This window comes from Rhizobium sp. BK602 (assembly GCF_014195095.1).
Taxonomy (GTDB): Bacteria; Pseudomonadota; Alphaproteobacteria; order Rhizobiales; family Rhizobiaceae; genus Rhizobium.
In genome coordinates, this window is sequence record NZ_JACIBC010000003.1 from 68,695 (window position 1) to 86,552 (window position 17,858).

A 17,858-nucleotide genomic window follows, 5' to 3' on the forward strand; every position below is an offset into this window, starting at 1 on the left:
TGAATCAGTGCGTTGCAATTCGCACTGCATTTGGCACGCATGTTGCAACGACGAGCCGAACAGTCGGAGGCTGTTAAGGTTTAGTCTTTGCCCGGAGGGCCGAGAGATCGGTTGGGCACAACGGAGGACATCATGATTGCTCCCATCGCTGCCGCCGAGACTCGCGGCAAACTTCCCTTTTACCGGCACCTCTATGTGCAGGTTCTCACCGCTATCGCCGCCGGCATCCTGCTCGGCCATTATTATCCGCAGCTCGGCACATCGCTGCAGCCGCTCGGCGATGCCTTCATCAAGCTGGTCCGCATGGTCATCGCGCCGGTCATCTTCCTGACCGTTACGACCGGCATCGCCGGCATGTCGGATCTGAAGAAATTCGGCCGTGTCGTCGGCAAGGCCTTCATCTACTTCCTGACCTTCTCGACGCTGGCGCTGATCGTCGGCCTGATCGTGTCGAATGTCGTGCAGCCGGGCGCCGGCATGCATATCGATCCCGCGACGCTCGATACCAAGGCGGTCAACAATTATGCCGCCCAGGCCCATGATGCCTCCGTCGTCGGCTTCCTGATGAACATCATTCCGGACACCATCGTCGGCGCCTTCGCCAAGGGCGACATCCTGCAGGTGCTGTTCTTCTCGGTCGTCTTCGGCATCGCGCTGGGCGCTGTCGGTGAACGCGGCCGCCCGGTCGTCGACTTCCTGCAGGCGCTGACCACGCCGATCTTCCGCATGGTTTCGATCCTGATGAAGTTCGCGCCGATCGGCGCCTTCGGTGCCATGGCCTTCACCATCGGCAAGTACGGCATCGGCACGATCGCCAATCTGGCTTTCCTGATCGGCACCTTCTATCTGACGTCGATCTTCTTCGTGCTCGTCGTGCTCGGCGCGGTCGCGCGCTACAACGGCTTCTCGATCCTGGCCCTGATCCGCTACATCAAGGAAGAGCTGCTGCTGGTCCTCGGCACCTCCTCTTCGGAAGCGGCGCTGCCGGGTCTGATGAACAAGATGGAACGCGCCGGCTGCAAGCGCTCCGTCGTCGGCCTCGTCATCCCGACGGGTTATTCCTTCAACCTCGACGGCACCAACATCTACATGACGCTGGCCGCGCTCTTCATCGCGCAGGCGACCGACACGCCGCTGTCCTTCGCCGACCAGATCCTGTTGCTGCTGGTGGCGATGCTGAGCTCCAAGGGTGCCGCGGGCATCACCGGCGCCGGCTTCATCACGCTGGCCGCCACGCTCGCTGTTGTGCCTTCGGTTCCGATCGCCGGCATGGCGCTGATCCTCGGCATCGACCGCTTCATGTCGGAATGCCGCGCGCTCACCAACTTCGTCGGCAACGCGGTCGCGACCATCGTCGTTGCCCGTTGGGAAAACGAACTCGATCAGGCGAAGTTTGCCGACGCCATGGCGGGCAGATTGACCTCGGACATCGAGACGCCCGCGCTGCAGGCTGCCGAATAAGGCCGACAACTGCTTTCCGACCGCTTGAAACGGCCTCCCAACGGGGGCCGTTTTCAATTTCAGCGCCCCGATAGTGGCCATGTTGCGCCAGGAGCGACTTCTCAGCCTCCGACGATCCATTGCGATTGCTCGAAGGCAGGAACAAAACCGACAGGATTTCGTTCCGCTCGCGGGAGGATGGGGCCGCGGCTTCGACAATTCGGGAGAACGAGCATGACCATAACCGCACAGGATATCGCTGCCATACTCGGTCCGGTCGACCAGACCTTGATGGCCGCTCTGTCTGCGACCGGCGCGACGCCCGGTGAGCTCGCCGAGGCCTGGGCTTGGGTCAACAGCGATGAGGCCTTGATCGGCGAGGGCCGAAGCCTGCCACGCGGCAAGGTGGCCGAGCTGGTGGAGCTGCTTTCCGCCGACGAGGATGACGAATACGAGATGTAGACGAAAATATCGACGGGATCATCGGAACCGTTCGGCGCTTTGTTTGTTGTCGTATCAGGCCCTCGGAAGGGGCATCGCGACAGCGGGGAAATGGGCGCCGCCCGACGCTGACGCGTCACCGGTCGCACACGGCGTCCGACGATGGAGGAACCGATGAAAGTTCGCGACGCCATGACGCATGATGTGCGCATGACCAATCCCGACGAGACGATCCTGCAGGCCGCTCAGGCTATGGCGGATCTCGACGCGGGCATCCTGCCCGTCGCCGACCATGACCATCTGGTCGGCATGATCACCGATCGCGATATCGCCATTCGGGCCGTTGCCATGGGCAAGGGACCGGAAGCCAAGGTGCGTGACGTGATGACCTCGGACGTCAAATATTGCTTCGACGACGAAGAGATCGATGATGTCTGCCGCAACATGGGCGACATCCAGGTCCGGCGGTTGCCGGTGCTGAATCATAGCAAGCGGTTGGTCGGCATCCTGTCGCTCGGCGATATCGCCGTCGCCCATGCCAATGGCAGTGCCGGCGAGGCGTTGAGCGGTATTTCGCGCCGTGGCGGAGAACATAACCAGACGGTATGAGCCGGTATCGTGCATCGCCGCTTGTCGAACGCATGGGAACGTCTCCGTAGCACGACATGGATCGCCGGGTACGCGCTCGCGGCCCGGCGATCTCTCTCATGATGCCATCAGCTGGCTTGCGCGCGACCGCTCATTGCCAGCCGCAGCGGGATGCGCGTTGCCGCCACCGCAGGCAAGGCACCGCCGACGGCGCCGATCACCAACGACAGCCAGACCGCCTTCATGACAAGTGGAAGAGACAGGGCGAGCTGAAAGCCGATCCTGGTGCGGTCCTGGCTCATCGTGGATGCGGCCCAACCATCGAGCACGAGGTAGGAGAAGGCGATGCCGAGGGCACAGCCGAGGCAGGTGAGGGCCATTGCCTCGATCCACGTACCGGCAAAGGCCGCGCGCCGGCTGAACCCGATCGCCCGGACGGTGGCGATCTCGGTGCTGCGGTCGGATACGGAGCTGAACATGGTGGTCATGGCGCCGATGACGGCGCCGACGGCCATGGTGATCGCCAGCGGCCAGCCGAGAAGCAGGACCAGCCTCGACGTATGTTCGGCGAGTCCCGCGAAATAATCCTGTTCCGAGCGCAAGGTGAGCCCGATCTGCGGCATGCCTGCCGCCAGGGCCTGCAGCGCCGGCAGGGCTTCCGGCGTCGCAAGCTTGAGCCGGACGCTCTGGATGAGATTGGGCCGGTTGAACAGGGTCCGCACCACCTCGATATCCGCCAGCATCTCCGATTCGAAGACCGATCCGCCGGCATCGAAGATGCCGACGACGGTCCATTTCGATGTGCCGAGAGCGAGCTGCTTGCCGATCTCCAGCCCCTCATAATCGAGGCTCAGCCGGCGGCCGACGACGATTTCGGCTGCGCCGGGATGGAACATCCGGCCTTGCGTGATGCGCATGTCCAGGCGCACGGCGAGGCCGAATGGACCGATGCCGCGCAGCGACAGTGTCGAGAGCATGCCGTTGCCCTTCTCCGCGACCTCGACCGGCATGACCATCTCCGGCGATATCACCCGGGCGCCCGTCCGATCGATTGCAATAGCGGCGGCGCCGTCGAGGAAATGGAGCTGGGAGGGCTCGATCCGGCTGGTAAGCTCGGTTGCAGCTCCTTTGCCGAGGCCGATGGCAATGTCCCTCGAACCGGCCTGCAGGGATGTCCGGAATCCGTTGGACATCGCCAGGAAGCCGAGAAGGACGATGACGACCATCGCCACGGAAAGCACCAGGGAAAGCGAGATCCACAGTCGCCGGCGGATCGATTTCAGATTGGAGAGGGTCAGAGCGAGGGACTGACGCAGGATCGTGCTCATATCTTATCTTTCTCTCAAAACGGCACTTGGCGGGATGCGCATGGCGTTGAATGCCGGTGCTGCACCCGTTGCCAAGGCCAGCAGGGCGGCGAGGGCGACGGCTTCGACAATGACCTGGGGCGTCAGCATCAGGTCGGGCACGATGGTGCGAAGCGGTTCGCGCAGCATCGAGATCGCCGTGTAGGCGAACCCGAGAGCGAGGCAGAGGCCGGCGGCAAACAGGGCGAAGGTCTCCAGCAGCACCGCGCCGAGAATCGAGCGCCGCGAAAAGCCGAGCACCTTCAGCACGCCGATCTCCCTTGTTCGCTCGCGAATGGCGAAGAACATGGTGTTGGCGACGATCATCAGGATGGTAACGAAGGCAACGCCGACCACCAGGCGCACGATGGTCGCGACATCGGCGAACTGCGCGACGAAGGCTCGCATGAATTCGGTCTCGGTCCGCGTCCGGGTCTCGAAGGCGGAATTGGCGAAGAGCCCATCGACCGCTCCGATGACATCGTCGGCGCGGACATCCTTCTTTGGCACGATGCCGAAGGCGCTCACCGTGTCGCGATCGGCGTCGCGATCGGCGTCGATGTAATCATAGCGCGCCATGACGAAATGCGTGTCGGCGGACTGCTTGCCGTCCAATATGCCGACGATCTCGAATTCGAAGTCCGAACCGCCGCCCGCCTTGATAAAATTCGACGCATGCAGCGTGATCGTTTGACCGGTCGCCCAGCCTTCCTGGGCGGCGATGCTGCGGCCGACGATGGCGCCGTTGCGCAGTTCACCGAAGCGGGCGAGGGCGGTGGCGGGGATGTCGTATTGATCGTCGATGAAGGCGGCGAAAGTCTGCGGCTCCACGGCCGTCAAGCCGAGGAAGTTCGTCGGGTCTCGGTAAGTCGCGCGGCTGCGCGCCATGTAGGTTGCAGCAGCTATGCCGGGCAGAGCCTGGATCTTGTCGTAGTAGCTGATCGGCAGGGGGAGTGCGTCGCCGACCTTGTTGGTGACGATTAGCCGCTCCGAGACCACGGCGCCGCCGAGGAAGCCGCGTTCGAAGCTCGTGAGTACAAGCTGGATGGAAAAGGCGATGGCGATGCTGGCGATCAGGAGCAGGCTGCGCACCGGTTTGCGTGCGATGGTCCGTTTGAGGAGAGTGAAGCGGTTCATGGGCTTACGCAGCCTCCCGTTCAACGAATTTGCCCTTGTCCAGCCGCAGGATACGCTTGGCGGAACGCGCGGCGCGGTCGTCATGCGTGACCATGATGATGGTCTTGCCGAGGTCCGCGTTGAGGATGCGCAGCATGGCGAGTACGTCCTCGGCGGAGTCTCGATCGAGATCGCCTGTGGGTTCGTCGCAGAGGAGCAGTTTCGGATCGCTTGCCAGCGCCCTTGCAATCCCGATGCGCTGTTGCTGTCCGCCAGAAAGTTCGGAGGGCAGGTGCTTGCGTCGGTCGGCAAGGCCGACGAGCGACAGGATCGTTTCGACCCGTTCGCGACGCTGGCGGGCGGTGAGCTTCGTCAGAAGCAGGGGAAGCTCGACATTCTGTTCGGCCGTCAGCATCGGCATCAGATTGTAGAACTGGAACACGAAGCCGACATTGGCGCCGCGCCATTTCGCGAGCGCGCTTTCGCTCATATGGCTGATGCGTGCATGCCCGAAGCCGATATCGCCACCATCGGGACGGTCGATGCCGCCGATGAGATTCAGCAGCGTCGATTTACCGGAGCCGGAAGGGCCGATGATCGCGACGAAATCGCCGGCATCGATGCTCATGTTCAGTTCGGAGAAGATCGTCACGACATTGCTGCCGATCCGGTAGTTCTTGCGCAGATCGCGGATCGAAATGCCGTCGTCTTGCATGGGTGTTTCACTGTCCATCTGTCGCTCCTTTTTCGTTTGTGCTCGTTTCGAGATCGGCGGTGTTGAGAGTGACTTTCGCCGCCATGTTCGGGAGTAGGCCCGTAGGGGGTGCCGTGAATTCAAGCCGGGCGGTCACTGTGCCTTTCTGCAGCGATGCCGCCGGCACGATCGTGCGTACCCGCATCCTCAAGGGCCGGTCGGGGAAAGCATCGAGCACGGCTGTTGCCGTCTGACCGGGCTTGATCCGTACGGCATTGGATTGTGCGACATCGACGTCGATCACCAGGGAGGCCGGGTCGAGAAGGATTGCGATCCCGTCGCGTGGTCCGCCGCCGTCCGTGCCAGAGGCAACCATATCTCCGAGGCCGACCAGCCGGTTGACGACGATGCCGTCGAAGGGTGCGACAATCCGGTGGAGAGCCATGTTTCTCTCCTGCGTCGCCACCTGCAGGCGGGCGGTTTCGGCCGATTGGCGGGCGACATCGAGATCGCTGGTCAGCTGCAGAACGGCGAGGTTGTCGCTGTCGAGGCTGCTGACCGATGCCGCGCCGCGTTCGGAAAGCAGCCGCGTGCGCTCCAGGGTCTTGCGGGCTTGCGCGAGAGATACCTCTCCGCGGCGCACGGATGCCTCTGCACCCATCGCCTGCGACCGGGCAATCCTGAGTTCGATCTCGTCCGTCGTCGTATCCAGGCCTGCAATCAGCTGTCCGGCGATGAAACGGTCGCCGACATCCAGCGGCAGCTCGCTCACCTTGCCGCCGATCTCCGGCCTGAGCGTGATCATCCTTTCGGCGATGACATAGCCGGAACCGATCACGGTTCGGTTTGCCGTGGGTGCGGGAGCGAGGTCGCGTGGCATCGATGCGGTTGCCGGCGCTGCCTGTGGCACCGAAGCGACATGCTCGGCCGTATCCTTCGAAAGCCCGTTGATGATCATGGGCGACGTATAGGCGGCCAGAGCGGATCCCACGGCCACGACCGCCAGCATCGTCCGGCGCCGGGGAAGGCGATGGGCTGCCAAAGGTGCGGCCGGCGGTATTTCGTTGCGCTCGATCGACAGTGAGCGAAGCCGGTTCGCGATAGTCGCTTCTGCATTCATGGCTGGTCTCCAGGCGTTGACGGCGTGATTTTCCGCCGCCGGGGCGCCCGGTGCGACCTGGATCGCGATTTAGGACGTCCCGGATCGCGATCTGGATCGCCGGATGCCGCGAGTCAGGCCATAGTGACGGCGGATATGACCGTTCAAGGAAGGTTCCATGCTGTTCGTGCCATTGCCGTTCGTCGTTGCGCTGCTGCTTCTGCTGTTATTTGCGGTCGTGGCGCGGCGCGATGATGAATTGGCGGCGAACCGGCCCTTCCTTGCCCTGCTTCTGCTGTGCGCGGTGCAATCGGTTCTCGTCGGCCTGCGCCTGGGGTATGGCCTGCAGTGGTTCGGTTATGTCGCGCTCGTCATTCCGACGGTCATGCCGCCATTGATCTATGCCGGCGTACGCAAGCTGGGCGCGGATACGCCGAGACGAGGCCCCGCGCTCGTTGCTTTCTACAGCTTTCCCGCCATCGTCATCGCGGTGCTGGCCTTCGCCTGGCGGGAGGCCATCGATATCGCGATGATCCTTATTCAGATCACCTATGCCCTGGCCCTGCTATGGCTCTTGCGCGCCGGTCCCGACATATTGCGCCTGGCGCCTTTCGAAGCGGCGCAACCGGCTCATCGCGCGGTGGTCTTCGCCGCTGCCGCCCTATGCTTCTCGGCCGTGATCGATGCTGCCGTGCTGTTTGATTTCGGGTGGAATCGCGGCACGCATGTCGGCCTGATCGTCAGCGTCGCCAATGTCGTCGGCCTATTCGTACTCGGCACGGCCGCGGCCGCCGCCAGCCGCAATTCGGCGGCCGGCGAGATGGCGGAGATGCCGCCTGCGATCGATACGGCCGAAGACAGGGATACGGCTGCGAGGATTCATGAGCTGATGCAGGAAAAGAGGCTGTACCGGGATGTCAATCTCACCCTCGAGCGTCTGGCTCGCAAGGCCGCCATCCCGTCACGCCGCATCTCGGCGGCCATCAACCGGACCACGGCCAAGAACGTCTCGCAATATGTCAACGACTACAGGATTGCCGAAGCCTGCCGCCTGCTTGCCGAAACGGATCTGTCGGTCACCGAGATCATGCTCGAATCCGGCTTCCAGACCAAATCCAACTTCAACCGCGAATTCCGCCGCGTCACCGATATGACGCCGGTCGCCTGGCGGGAAAAATGCGCCTATTCCGCAAATTCCGTGTAGCACTTGCGCCGGGACTGCTTACTATCCGACGTCGCTCACCCGCCCGTATTCTCACACCCGGACATCTTCATGACCCTTGCTATTTCCGCCGATGACATCGACCAGACCGCGCTGCTTTCGGAACTGCGGCGCTGGGTGGAGATCGAAACCCATACACCGGACGCCGAGGCCGTGAACCGGCTGGTCGATCGTGTCGAGGCGTTAGCCAGGGAAGCCGGCCTGGTGACCGAGCGCACTCCCGGAACATTGGGTTTCGGCGATATTCTGGCGGTGCGTTCCCCACGCCCCGCCGGCAGCAACCAGAAAAGCACGCTCATTCTAGCCCATCTGGACACGGTTCATGCGGCCGGCACGATCAAGAACCAGCTGCCCTGGCGCCAAGAGGGCGACCGCCTCTATGGGCCTGGCATCTACGATATGAAATCCGGCGCGCTGATGGCGCTGGAGGCGATGAAGCTCGCGGTCAAACACGGCTCGAAGCTTCCTGTCGATCTGCTGTTCATGCCCGACGAGGAAATGGGCAGCGTCAGCTCCCGCGCGCTGATCGAAGACTACGCCCGCAATGCCGGCTCTGCGCTGGTGGTCGAGCCGGCCCGCGATGGCGGCAAGATCGTCGTCGCGCGCAAGGGCGTGGCCATGTACGACATCGTCCTGCGCGGCCGCGCCTCCCATGCCGGCACCAGACCTCAGGATGGCCGCAGCGCCATCCGCGCCGCGGCAAGGCTGGTGCTGGAACTCGAGGCGCTCAACGATCCCGATCGCGGCGTCACCGTGACGGTCGGCACGATCCAGGGCGGAACGGGACGCAACACCGTACCGGCCGAATGCCGGATGCAGGTGGATGTGCGCCTGCCGGACGCCGGGGCGGCGACGGAGATCCTCGGCAGGATCGAGGCGATGAAGCCGGTCGATCCGGATATTTCCATCGAGATCAGCGGCAGCTTCAACCGGCCGCCATTCGCACAATCGGAAGAGGGCAAGCGGCTCTTCGACCATACCGCCGGCATCGCCGCCGAACTCGGGATCACGCTGGTCGGCGTCAGCACCGGCGGCGGTTCGGACGGCAATTTTACTGCGGCACTCGGCGTTCCGACACTCGATGGGCTGGGTGCCGACGGTGCCGGCGCGCATACGTTCGACGAATATATCTATGTCAGCAGCATCGCGCCGCGGACAGCGCTGCTCGCCAATCTGATGCTGACGCTTGGCTGACGAAGGCTTGCTTCGTCCTTTGTCACGATGAGACGCGATGCCCGGCGCACCAAAGCCCTTGCGGACCTGTCTCAGCGTGAGTTCGGCCAGGTCGTTAACCCTTCACCGCGCCGGCCGTCATGCCCGCCACGATCTGCCGGTTGAAGAAGATGAAAACGATCAGCGGAGGGATGGTGACGAGCAGGATGTTCATGAAGAGCAGATTGTACTGGCTCGTATACATGCTCTGGAAGTTATAGAGCGTGAGCTGCACGGTGACGTTCTCCTTGCCGGGCAGATAGTAGAGCGGATTGGTGAAGTCGTTGAAGATCGCGATCGACTGTACGACGATGTTGGTGACCGTCACCGGCTTCAATAGCGGCAGGATGACCCGGAAGAAGATCTGCCATGGCTTGGCACCGTCGATCCGCGCGGCTTCATCGAGGTCGCGCGGGATCGTCGCGATGAAGGAGCGGTAGAGCAGCGTGGAGAAGGAAAGATTGTAGGCGACCTGGATCAGGATCATGCCGGTGATGGTCTTGAACAGGCCGAGTTCCTGCAGCAGCCCGATGGTCGGTACGACGGCGGGCGGCATCATCAGCCCCATGAACAGCGCCACCGACGCGACGGCATTCCAGCCCGTCCTGCGCCGCTGCATGATATAGCCGACCATGGCCGACAGCAGGATCAGGATCGCGACCGAGACGATGGTGATCAGCGTGGAGTTGAAATAGGCGAGAACGAGCTGATAATCGCGCGCCTTGAACACCGCGACCAGATTGTCCCACAGCAGCCATTGTTCCGGCAGGCCGAAATTCAGCCGGGAAGCTTCGGATTTCGATTTTGCCGCCTGCAGCAGGACGAAAACGAAGGGCAGGACGAAGATCACCATGGCGACGGCCAGCGAGATCACTCCGACGATATAGGGCCGCATCTTTCTCATTCTTCGACCTCGCGCCGGTTGAACCACAGGGTAAGGGGCAGGATGATGATGGCAATCAGCGCAAACAGGATGACGTTGCCGGCGGTCGACAGGCCGTAGAAGCCGGCCTGGTACTGCTTGTAGATGACCGAGGCGATGACGTCGGATGAAAAGCCCGGTCCGCCGCGTGTCATGGCCCAGATGAGATCGAATGACCGGAGCCCGCCAATCAGCGAGAGGGTGACGACGGTGACGGTAGCCGGGCGCACCAGCGGCAAGGTTATGCACCAGAATTGCTGGAAGCGCGTCGCGCCGTCGATGCGGGCCGCTTCGTAATAATCCGGACTGATCGCGGTTATGCCGGCGATGAAGATCAGCGTGGCGAGACCGACGCCTTTCCAGAGGTCGACGAGCGCCACGGAAAAGAGCGCCAGTGCCGGATTGGTGAGCCATCCCGGACCGGGGATGCCAAGGGTTTCGAGCGCGACATTGATGATGCCCCGCGTCGGATGCATCATCACCGTGAAGGTGATGCCGATGCCGATGGTCGAGACCAGCACGGGAAAGAAGACAACCGTGCGCAGGAAACCTCGGGCGAAGATATTGCCGGTGAGAAGCACGGCCAGCAGCAGGCCGCAGACCGTCTTCAGCCCCGAGGTCGTGACGGCATAGATCAGCGTGTTCACCAGGCCCTGGACGAGGAAGGGTTCGGAAAAGAACTGCCGGAAGTTCTCCAGTCCGATGAATTCCGCCGTCGTAAGATCCCAGCGCGTCAGGCTGAACCACAGCGACGAGATCGTGGGCACGAGGAACAGCACGCCGTAGATGGCGGCGGCCGGAAGGAAGAACCACAAGGGGTAGGGCGATTTATGCGAGCGTCGGCTTGTCTCGGTCATGGCTCCCTCTGCGTTCGGGTGAAGCCTCGCCTTCGAAAGGCGAGGCCGGTATTCCCGAAGAGGGCTACCAGTTGGGGATACCGAGCTGTTTTGCCTGCTTGCGGACGTCATCATCATAGAGTGCTGCGGCATCCGCCGGCTGGCGAATGCCGGAGCCGACCTCGACGGTGATCTGTTCCAGTGACGGTCCCTTGATGGGCGAGGAAAATTCCAATGCCGGCGTCGTCAGGCCTTTCGTCTCGAAATAGGGAAGCATGTCCTTGACCGAGGGCGGCACGTCGGCGGGCAGGGGGCAGCCATCGACCAGGGATGGACCCTGCACGGTATTGGTCGCCATCATGATCTTGCAGCCTTCGATGCTGCCGACGAAATCCGCGAACTTCTTCGCTTCCTCGACATGCTTGCTGGCGACGGGGATGTAGACGGCCGCTGGCATCCAGACGGTCAGGCCGTTCTTCGAGGCGTCGTCTCCGGGCTGGGCAAAAAAGCCGACGTCGCCGAGATTGTCGGCGTAGTCCTGCTTGAGAGCACCGATCGCGAAGGTCAGCATCGGATAATGCGCCGCCTCGCCCGTCGCCACCATTCTCAGCCCGTCATCATAGCTGGCGGCGCCGAAATCGTCATTCATCAGACCGGCGTCATGCACCTCCTTCAGATGCTCGAAGCCCTTCATCGCCGCCGGCGTCGTGGCGTATTTGACTTTGTTGCTGGTGTAGTCCTCGGCGAAATTCGGCACGGCGGCATTGAGATTGTAATAGTCGGCGAGAACGAAAAGCTGCGATGTCCAAGTGTCGCGATAGGTCTGTGCGACCGCCACCTTGCCGGCTGCCTTCACCTTTTCGTTGTTGGCCATGAACTCGGCCCAAGTCTTGGGAACGGAGAGCCCGAGTTCCTGATAGATCTTCCTGTTGTAGAGGATGCCGCCTCCCTGGGCCGTGCCGAAAGGAACGCCGTAAACCTTGCCCTCGGCGCGCACCACCGCCTTGAAGCTCTCGTTCACGTTCGCCTGCGACGGCAGCCCGCTCAAATCGACCAGCGTCTGCCCCGGCTTGAGTGCCTGCATCAGCGAGCCGGAATTGTAGAGGAACACATCGGTCATCTCGCCGGTCGCAAGGCGCGTCTTGATGATGTTGTCGCCTTCGCCGCCGCCCGGCCGCTGTTCGATGTCGATCGACACATCCGGGTCCTTCTTCTCATAGGCTGCAACAAGCGCCTCGGCGGCCGCGACCGTGTCGGGACTGTTGTCGATCAGAAAGGAAAGCTTGGTTTCCGCTTGTGACGGGCCTGCTGCGATCAATGCCACGAGCGCCGATGCGCCTGCGAGAATGACGCCGATATGCTTTGTCATGACGTTCCTCCTCCGAACGATGAGACATGGACTCCAGTGTGCGGCTTAGAACTCGGGAAGCGTGAAGACGATCTCGTGCGTTCCCGAACCCAGAACCTCCTCCCCGAGGATCTGTTTTCCGGCGATGGATGCATTGCGATGCCGTTGCCCCGGCTTGAAGCGCCCGGTGCAGCCTTCCGGCAGCGTCAGCCTGTAGCGTATCTCGTTGCCGTGGCACTCCCACGCGGCTTCGATACGACCCTGACGCACATCATGATAGGCACTGACCGGCGAGATCGCCGGAATGGGTGCGGGATCGACGATCACCTCGGCAAAGCCCGGCGCCTGCGGGCTCGGTGAAATGCCGGCGACGCTTTCGAACAGCCATTGGCAGACCGCGCCATAGGCATAGTGGTTATAGCTGTTCATGTCGGGATCGTAGATTGTGCCGTCGGGCGCCAGCGCATCCCAGCGCTCCCAGATCGTCGTTGCACCCTGTGCCACCTGATAGAGCCAGCCCGGCACATCCTGTTGAAGGAAGACCTTTTCGGCGAGATCGTCCATGCCGAGTTTCGTCAGTGCCGGCAGCAGGGCAGGCGTGCCGATGAAGCCGGTACCGATCTTGTAGTCGGCATCGATCACCACCTGTCGGAAATGCCGCTTGGCCGCGTCCCGATGCTCGGCGGGAATGAGATCGTACAGGAAGGCAAGCGCATAGGATGTCTGGTCGTTATGGGCAAGGCGACCCGAAGGCGCAATGAATTCATTCGCGAATGCCTGCCGGATCTGTTCGGCGCGTGCCTTCATGCGCTCTTCGAGTGGGCGATCGCCGAGGATGGCAGCGATTTTGGCCAGAAGATCGCTTGAAATAAAGTGATAGAGCGTTGCCGCGCAATCGTCCGCGATGGTCGGGCGCGGCTTGCGGTTGTCGCCGATCGGCTGCAGCCAGTCGCCGAAGGTGAAGCCGCGATCGCCCCAATGCGAGGGCGGGCGCACGAGCGGGCCGTCCGAGATCGACCAGACGAAATCCACCCAGCGCACCATGGCGTCCAGGCATTCGGAGAGAACCGCGCGATCGGCATAATGCGTGTAAAGCACCCAGGGGATGACGACGATCGCGTCGCCCCAGCCGGTGGAGCCGGCAAAGCCGGGGAAGTTTTCCGGATGCAGGCGCGTCGGGTCCGGCGAAAAATGCGACACCGCGCCATCCGGGCGCTGGTCCGCCATCACGTCGCGCAGATATTTCCGGAGGAACGACTGGCTGTCGGTCAGCCAGCAGGCGGTTGCGGCAAACACCTGGGCGTCGCCGGTCCAGCCGAGGCGCTCGTCGCGCTGCGGGCAATCCGTGGGTACCTCGATGAAGTTGGCGCGCTGCGACCAGATGGTATTCTCGACCAGCCGGTTGACGAGAGCATTGCCCGAAGTGAAGTTGCCGGCAGGCTTGGGAACCGACGAAATCGGCACCGAGGCGATCTCGACGATTTTCGCATCGCCCTCGATCGTTATCCGGGCATAGCGGAAACCCTGGAAGGTGAAAGAGGGCGCGTAGGTTTCATCGCCGCTGCCGCGCAGCGTATAGATCGTGTGCGCCGGGGCGGTACGATAGTTGCGGTTGTCGAAATAGCGATCCGGTCCCAGAACCTCGGAATGCTCGACGCGCACTTCGGCGCCAGCCGAGCCGCGAACCGTATAGCGTACATAGCCGCCGGCATTCTGGCCGAAATCATAGATCGTCCGGCCTTCCGCGTCGGTCCATGTCTCGATCGGGGCGATGGGCTGCAGTTCCTTGACAGGCGCCGTCTCGTGGGCAACGAGCAATCCCTTGTCGAAGGCGAGCTTCTCGGTTCCGTGGGTTTCCGAAAGCGTCTCCCGGCGGGCATCGTAGATTTCGCCGAAATAGATACCGGATTTGCGGATCGGCAGCAGGCCGCTGCGCCAGCTCGTATCGGTGGCAAGAACGACGCCGGCCGGTCCGACCATATCGGCGATCGCCGCGGTCCTGTCGCCCCAGCAATCGGGAATGGCCTTCCACATCAGCGGCGAGCGATACCAGCCGTCGGCAAGCCAGATTTCGATGCGGTTTTTGCCTGACGTGAGGAGATCTGTCACGTCATAGCGCTGATAGGCGATGCGGTCGTCGTAATTCGTCCAGCCAGGCGTCAGCAAATCGTCACCGACGCGCCTGCCATTGATGAAGCAGCGATAGAGGCCCTGCGCCGAGATGAAAAGCTCGATGGGCGCCGTCGGGCCGTCAAGTTGGAAGGTCTTGGCGATGAAACTTGCCGTCGTTCCCTGACCGCCATCCGAAAGCGGCGCGATCATCTCGCCGGCCCATTCGCGCGATATCCGCTCACTCCTGATGGCCGATGGCTGAAAGTTCATCAAATCCTCCCATTTGTGTAGAACGTTCTCCGTATAACGTTCTACATTTTTCTCGGCCACGCAATAGAAAATTTGCTATCCTTCTGTCATGGTGGATTTGCATGGGGTCGCGTGACTCGCTGGGGAAGTCTGGGAATTTATGTCGGTCGACAATCAAAAGAAGCCCGAACGGGCCGAAAGGGTGACCATCCGAACGGTTGCTGCTCATGCTGGCGTATCGGTCGCCGCAGTCTCGAAGGTGATGCGCAATGCCTATGGGGTGAGCGAGGGCCTGCGCGCCAAAGTGACTGGGTCGATCGAGCAGCTGGGATATCGCCCGTCGCGGGCGGCGCGCGGACTGCGCGGGCGCACCTTCACCATCGGCTTGCTCCTCGTCGATATCCGCAATCCCTTCCTGCCGGAAGTCATCGATGGGGTGAATGCGGTTCTCGCGCCCTCGCACTATCAGGCGATGATCGGCGTCGGCGAAGCGCGGATGCAGCTCGAGACGTCGCTTATCGAGTCGATGATCGACTACAAGATGGATGGTCTTATTCTTGTCGCGCCTCGCCTGCCATCAGAGATCATCGCAAATTTCGCCGCGCAGATTCCGATTGTCGCGGTCGGTTATCACGATCCGGCGGCGGAAGCCTTCGATACGATCAATACGGATGATCAACTTGGGGCCGAGATCGCCGTCGAGGCGCTCGTCGAGTGCGGTTATGGCAGCATCGAAATGCTGAGCGCGTTCAAGCACGAAGGTCACAAGGTGTCCGTCGTCCGGCAGCGCGAAATCGGATATCGCCGCGCCATGCAGCGCGCCGGATTTGGCCCCGCCGCGCGCATCAATAATATCCCCGTGGAATCCCCCATGCGCGAAGAGGCCATGCGTACGTTCCTGATGCGGCCGGACAAGCCGCGCGCCGTTTTCTGCTGGAGCGATCTGGATGCCATTACGGTGCTGAGCATGGCCAGCGAAGTGGGAGTTAGGGTGCCCGAGGAATTGGCGGTCGTTGGCTATGACAATTCTTCGGTCGCAGCCCTTGGCCTCGTCAATCTCGCCAGCATCGATCAATCCGGAAGGGAGCTTGGCCAAGCCGCCACGCGCGCACTCCTGACCCGGATCGAGGGGCGCCGTCAGCCGGAACATGTCTTGCTGTCGCCGTCGCTGGTGCGCCGGCGCAGCCTGATGGCTTGAAGGGCTACATCCGGTTCAGGCCGTCAGTGCGGCGATGTGATCCCTGGCATAGGTTTCGAGCGAGCGGGCCGGGGTGCCGGTCAGCCTCTCCACGGCATCCGTCACGGCGGCAGTCCAGCCCTCGCGGACTGGATAGAAGATCGACGCCAGCATGAGCGCGTAATCCTCCGGAACGCCGGCGCCGATCAGGATGTCGACGAAGGCACCGTCGTCGATGGCCCTGTAGGCGATTGGCTTGCCGATGACGTCAGAGAGGATCTTTGCGGCGTCGGCATAGCTCAATGGCTCTGGACCGGTCAGGTTGAAGGATTGACCGTCGAACGCCGAGGTCGTGAGAGCCGCCGCGGCGCTTGCTGCAATGTCGCGCGCGTCGATGAAGCTCGACTTGCCGTCGCCTGCCGGAAGGGCGATCTCGCCGTGATCGATCCCGACCTTCCAGAACGTATGGAAATTGTCGGAAAACCAGTTCGGCCGCAGGATGACATAGGGCGTGCCGGACTTTTCCAGCGCCAGTTCCACCTGCCGATAGGGAATGGAATCATCCGCATCGACGCCAAACACGCTCTGGAACACGACTTTGACTTTCCGTGCCGCGGCGGCCTCGATCACCGGCAGGAGCAATCCCTTCGAATCCGCATAACCGGCCGGCAACAGGACATAGGCACGGTCGACACCGTCGAATGCCTGGGAAAATGTAGAGCGATCGGCATAATCGAAGGCAACGCCTTCCGCACCGCCGATGGGCTTGCCGGCGCGCGACGCCGCCTTCACCTTTTCTCCCTTTGCCAGAAGCGCTTCGACGAGCGGTCTGCCGACATTGCCGGACGCGCCGAGAACGAGAATCTTGCCTGTCATGCCCAATCTCCTTAGTATCTATTGGAAACCATGTAACGGCTGTATACATAGCTGCCTTCAGAAAACCGCAAAAGAGAGCACTTTTTCATCACCTGGTTTCACGCGGGAAACCAGGTGATCGAAGACGGGAAAGGAAACGATGAACTCGGCCTATGACGTCTATGAGGACAAATGCCCGACACGCCAGATGCTCGAGCGCCTGGCCGATAAATGGACGCTTCTGATCCTCGACCGGCTTGAGAGCGGTCCGATCCGCTTCAACCGTCTGCGTCGGGACATCAAGGGTATCTCACAGAAGGTGCTGTCGCAGACCTTGAAGAAACTGGAACGCGACGGCCTGATTTCACGCCGGGTCTTCGCGACCGTGCCGGTCACGGTCGAATATGATCTGACCCCGCTCGGGCGGACGCTGACGGAGACCGTGCGCTCTCTGGCCCATTGGGCCGAACATCATATGGACGCCATTCTGGCGTCGCAGTCAGCCTATGACGCCGCCGTCCTCTGACGGACTTATGGCTCGAAGCGGCTGATTTCGAGCCCGCTGCCCACAGGCAACAAGATGCTCGTTATGCCCGCCTTGGCGCGGATGGCGCGACCATAGGCCTGCACGTCCTCGTTTCCGGGACGGATCATGTTGTCGGCGATGATGATGGCGCCGGGATTGAGCTTCGGATAGAAGGCCTCCAGGCAGGGCACGTAAAGATCCTTCCACAGATCGACCAGCACCAAATCCAGGCCGACGGAAAGTTCCGAGATCATCTGAACGGCATCGCCGACCTTGAAATCTATATGGTCGGCAAGTCCCGCTTTCGCAGCCATTTCCTGGGCATGAGCGGACTTGTAGCCATGCAGCTCCATGGTGATCAGCCGGCCGCCGGTGGCGCGGGCGGCTTCCGCCAGCCAGATGCCGGAATAGCCGAAGGATGTGCCGAGTTCGAGGATGTTCGGTGCGTCGAGGCTCCTGGCGATGATGTTGAGGAGGCGGCCGGTTTGCGGCCCGACAGCGCGCATCCGGCGATCCTGCCCACCGTCGCGTCCGCCCGGCGGCGTCTCGCGCGGCTTGTTCTGCTCCTCGCGGATCAGCGCGTGGTATTCTTCGAGCACTGCCAAGATATTAGCGTCCATATCCAATCCTTTATCTTCAGCGAACACACAGCCCTGCAGGCCTATGCTTGCCGTC

The 17,858-nt window shown here is 62.2% G+C and carries 17 protein-coding genes; 7 read left to right on the forward strand and 10 right to left on the reverse strand.

Going from position 1 to position 17,858, the window contains the following annotated elements; all coding sequences use genetic code 11:
- Nucleotides 1-132: 132 nt before the first annotated feature.
- From FHX11_RS10740 to FHX11_RS10750, 3 genes are all read left to right on the forward strand, one after another.
- Nucleotides 133-1,461, forward strand: coding sequence for a dicarboxylate/amino acid:cation symporter (locus tag FHX11_RS10740; protein WP_184357610.1), 1,329 nt, complete (start codon nt 133-135; stop codon nt 1,459-1,461).
- Nucleotides 1,462-1,674: 213 nt separating this feature from the next.
- Complete coding sequence (locus FHX11_RS10745) at nt 1,675-1,902, forward strand: hypothetical protein (RefSeq protein ID WP_184357611.1); 228 nt, start codon at nt 1,675-1,677, stop codon at nt 1,900-1,902.
- 153 nt (nt 1,903-2,055) lie between these two features.
- On the forward strand, nt 2,056-2,490 hold the full coding sequence (locus tag FHX11_RS10750) for a CBS domain-containing protein (RefSeq protein ID WP_184357612.1): 435 nt from the start codon (nt 2,056-2,058) through the stop codon (nt 2,488-2,490).
- A 107-nt stretch (nt 2,491-2,597) separates the two neighbouring features.
- Here FHX11_RS10750 and FHX11_RS10755 read toward each other — a convergent pair whose 3' ends face one another.
- From FHX11_RS10755 to FHX11_RS10770, 4 genes are read right to left on the reverse strand one after another with little or no spacing between them, the layout of a single operon-like run.
- The gene (locus tag FHX11_RS10755; RefSeq protein WP_184357613.1) at nt 2,598-3,797 is read right to left on the reverse strand and encodes an FtsX-like permease family protein; all 1,200 of its coding nucleotides are present in this window, start codon (nt 3,795-3,797) and stop codon (nt 2,598-2,600) included.
- 3 nt (nt 3,798-3,800) lie between these two features.
- Nucleotides 3,801-4,952: an ABC transporter permease gene (locus FHX11_RS10760; RefSeq protein WP_184357614.1), complete on the reverse strand. Its 1,152-nt coding sequence runs from the start codon at nt 4,950-4,952 to the stop codon at nt 3,801-3,803.
- 4 nt (nt 4,953-4,956) lie between these two features.
- Nucleotides 4,957-5,664 carry an ABC transporter ATP-binding protein gene (locus tag FHX11_RS10765; protein ID WP_184357615.1) on the reverse strand — a complete coding sequence of 236 codons (708 nt, stop codon included), beginning with the start codon at nt 5,662-5,664 and terminating at the stop codon, nt 4,957-4,959.
- Entirely contained in the window at nt 5,654-6,745 is a 1,092-nt protein-coding gene (locus FHX11_RS10770) for an efflux RND transporter periplasmic adaptor subunit (protein WP_184357616.1), read from the reverse strand. The genes FHX11_RS10765 and FHX11_RS10770 overlap by 11 nt, the downstream gene beginning before the upstream one ends.
- Before the next feature lie 157 nt (nt 6,746-6,902).
- Between FHX11_RS10770 and FHX11_RS10775 the strand changes: the two genes are divergently transcribed.
- Both FHX11_RS10775 and FHX11_RS10780 read left to right on the forward strand, forming a co-directional pair.
- Nucleotides 6,903-7,928 (forward strand): AraC family transcriptional regulator, encoded by a 1,026-nt coding sequence (locus tag FHX11_RS10775; protein WP_184357617.1) that lies wholly within the window; start codon nt 6,903-6,905, stop codon nt 7,926-7,928.
- Nucleotides 7,929-7,997: 69 nt separating this feature from the next.
- Nucleotides 7,998-9,140 (forward strand): M20 family metallopeptidase, encoded by a 1,143-nt coding sequence (locus FHX11_RS10780; RefSeq protein ID WP_184357618.1) that lies wholly within the window; start codon nt 7,998-8,000, stop codon nt 9,138-9,140.
- A gap of 94 nt (nt 9,141-9,234) precedes the next feature.
- Here the strand turns inward: FHX11_RS10780 and FHX11_RS10785 are convergent, their stop codons facing one another.
- From FHX11_RS10785 to FHX11_RS10800, 4 genes are all read right to left on the reverse strand, one after another.
- Nucleotides 9,235-10,062 carry a carbohydrate ABC transporter permease gene (locus tag FHX11_RS10785; RefSeq protein ID WP_184357619.1) on the reverse strand — a complete coding sequence of 276 codons (828 nt, stop codon included), beginning with the start codon at nt 10,060-10,062 and terminating at the stop codon, nt 9,235-9,237.
- The gene (locus FHX11_RS10790; RefSeq protein WP_184357620.1) at nt 10,059-10,937 is read right to left on the reverse strand and encodes a sugar ABC transporter permease; all 879 of its coding nucleotides are present in this window, start codon (nt 10,935-10,937) and stop codon (nt 10,059-10,061) included. Before FHX11_RS10790 ends, FHX11_RS10785 begins: the two co-directional genes overlap by 4 nt.
- 64 nt (nt 10,938-11,001) lie before the next feature.
- Complete coding sequence (locus tag FHX11_RS10795; RefSeq protein WP_184357621.1) at nt 11,002-12,285, reverse strand: extracellular solute-binding protein; 1,284 nt, start codon at nt 12,283-12,285, stop codon at nt 11,002-11,004.
- A gap of 45 nt (nt 12,286-12,330) precedes the next feature.
- Nucleotides 12,331-14,646 (reverse strand): alpha-L-rhamnosidase, encoded by a 2,316-nt coding sequence (locus FHX11_RS10800; RefSeq protein WP_184357622.1) that lies wholly within the window; start codon nt 14,644-14,646, stop codon nt 12,331-12,333.
- 139 nt (nt 14,647-14,785) lie between these two features.
- Between FHX11_RS10800 and FHX11_RS10805 the strand changes: the two genes are divergently transcribed.
- Nucleotides 14,786-15,823, forward strand: a complete 1,038-nt coding sequence (locus FHX11_RS10805; protein WP_184357623.1) for a LacI family DNA-binding transcriptional regulator — start codon at nt 14,786-14,788, stop codon at nt 15,821-15,823.
- Between the two features lie 15 nt (nt 15,824-15,838).
- Here the strand turns inward: FHX11_RS10805 and FHX11_RS10810 are convergent, their stop codons facing one another.
- Entirely contained in the window at nt 15,839-16,678 is an 840-nt protein-coding gene (locus FHX11_RS10810) for an SDR family oxidoreductase (protein ID WP_184357624.1), read from the reverse strand.
- A 139-nt stretch (nt 16,679-16,817) separates the two neighbouring features.
- On the opposite strand from FHX11_RS10810, the gene FHX11_RS10815 reads away from it, so the two are divergent.
- The gene (locus tag FHX11_RS10815) at nt 16,818-17,183 is read left to right on the forward strand and encodes a helix-turn-helix domain-containing protein (protein ID WP_184357625.1); all 366 of its coding nucleotides are present in this window, start codon (nt 16,818-16,820) and stop codon (nt 17,181-17,183) included.
- Between the two features lie 5 nt (nt 17,184-17,188).
- On the opposite strand, the gene FHX11_RS10820 is transcribed toward FHX11_RS10815, so the two are convergent.
- Nucleotides 17,189-17,803 (reverse strand): class I SAM-dependent methyltransferase, encoded by a 615-nt coding sequence (locus FHX11_RS10820; RefSeq protein WP_184357626.1) that lies wholly within the window; start codon nt 17,801-17,803, stop codon nt 17,189-17,191.
- Nucleotides 17,804-17,858 lie beyond the last annotated feature (55 nt).

What these genes read in the sequence shown, in the direction of transcription:
- FHX11_RS10805 (WP_184357623.1), top strand. Translation starts at nt 14,786, where the DNA reads ATGTCGGTCGACAATCAAAAGAAGCCCGAACGGGCCGAAAGGGTGACC.
- FHX11_RS10795 (WP_184357621.1), bottom strand. Translation starts at nt 12,285, where the DNA reads ATGACAAAGCATATCGGCGTCATTCTCGCAGGCGCATCGGCGCTCGTG.
- FHX11_RS10785 (WP_184357619.1), bottom strand. Translation starts at nt 10,062, where the DNA reads ATGAGAAAGATGCGGCCCTATATCGTCGGAGTGATCTCGCTGGCCGTC.
- FHX11_RS10750 (WP_184357612.1), top strand. Translation starts at nt 2,056, where the DNA reads ATGAAAGTTCGCGACGCCATGACGCATGATGTGCGCATGACCAATCCC.
- FHX11_RS10770 (WP_184357616.1), bottom strand. Translation starts at nt 6,745, where the DNA reads ATGAATGCAGAAGCGACTATCGCGAACCGGCTTCGCTCACTGTCGATC.
- FHX11_RS10760 (WP_184357614.1), bottom strand. Translation starts at nt 4,952, where the DNA reads ATGAACCGCTTCACTCTCCTCAAACGGACCATCGCACGCAAACCGGTG.
- FHX11_RS10740 (WP_184357610.1), top strand. Translation starts at nt 133, where the DNA reads ATGATTGCTCCCATCGCTGCCGCCGAGACTCGCGGCAAACTTCCCTTT.
- FHX11_RS10800 (WP_184357622.1), bottom strand. Translation starts at nt 14,646, where the DNA reads ATGAACTTTCAGCCATCGGCCATCAGGAGTGAGCGGATATCGCGCGAA.
- FHX11_RS10820 (WP_184357626.1), bottom strand. Translation starts at nt 17,803, where the DNA reads ATGGACGCTAATATCTTGGCAGTGCTCGAAGAATACCACGCGCTGATC.
- FHX11_RS10815 (WP_184357625.1), top strand. Translation starts at nt 16,818, where the DNA reads ATGAACTCGGCCTATGACGTCTATGAGGACAAATGCCCGACACGCCAG.
- FHX11_RS10745 (WP_184357611.1), top strand. Translation starts at nt 1,675, where the DNA reads ATGACCATAACCGCACAGGATATCGCTGCCATACTCGGTCCGGTCGAC.
- FHX11_RS10810 (WP_184357624.1), bottom strand. Translation starts at nt 16,678, where the DNA reads ATGACAGGCAAGATTCTCGTTCTCGGCGCGTCCGGCAATGTCGGCAGA.
- FHX11_RS10790 (WP_184357620.1), bottom strand. Translation starts at nt 10,937, where the DNA reads ATGACCGAGACAAGCCGACGCTCGCATAAATCGCCCTACCCCTTGTGG.
- FHX11_RS10780 (WP_184357618.1), top strand. Translation starts at nt 7,998, where the DNA reads ATGACCCTTGCTATTTCCGCCGATGACATCGACCAGACCGCGCTGCTT.
- FHX11_RS10765 (WP_184357615.1), bottom strand. Translation starts at nt 5,664, where the DNA reads ATGGACAGTGAAACACCCATGCAAGACGACGGCATTTCGATCCGCGAT.
- FHX11_RS10755 (WP_184357613.1), bottom strand. Translation starts at nt 3,797, where the DNA reads ATGAGCACGATCCTGCGTCAGTCCCTCGCTCTGACCCTCTCCAATCTG.
- FHX11_RS10775 (WP_184357617.1), top strand. Translation starts at nt 6,903, where the DNA reads ATGCTGTTCGTGCCATTGCCGTTCGTCGTTGCGCTGCTGCTTCTGCTG.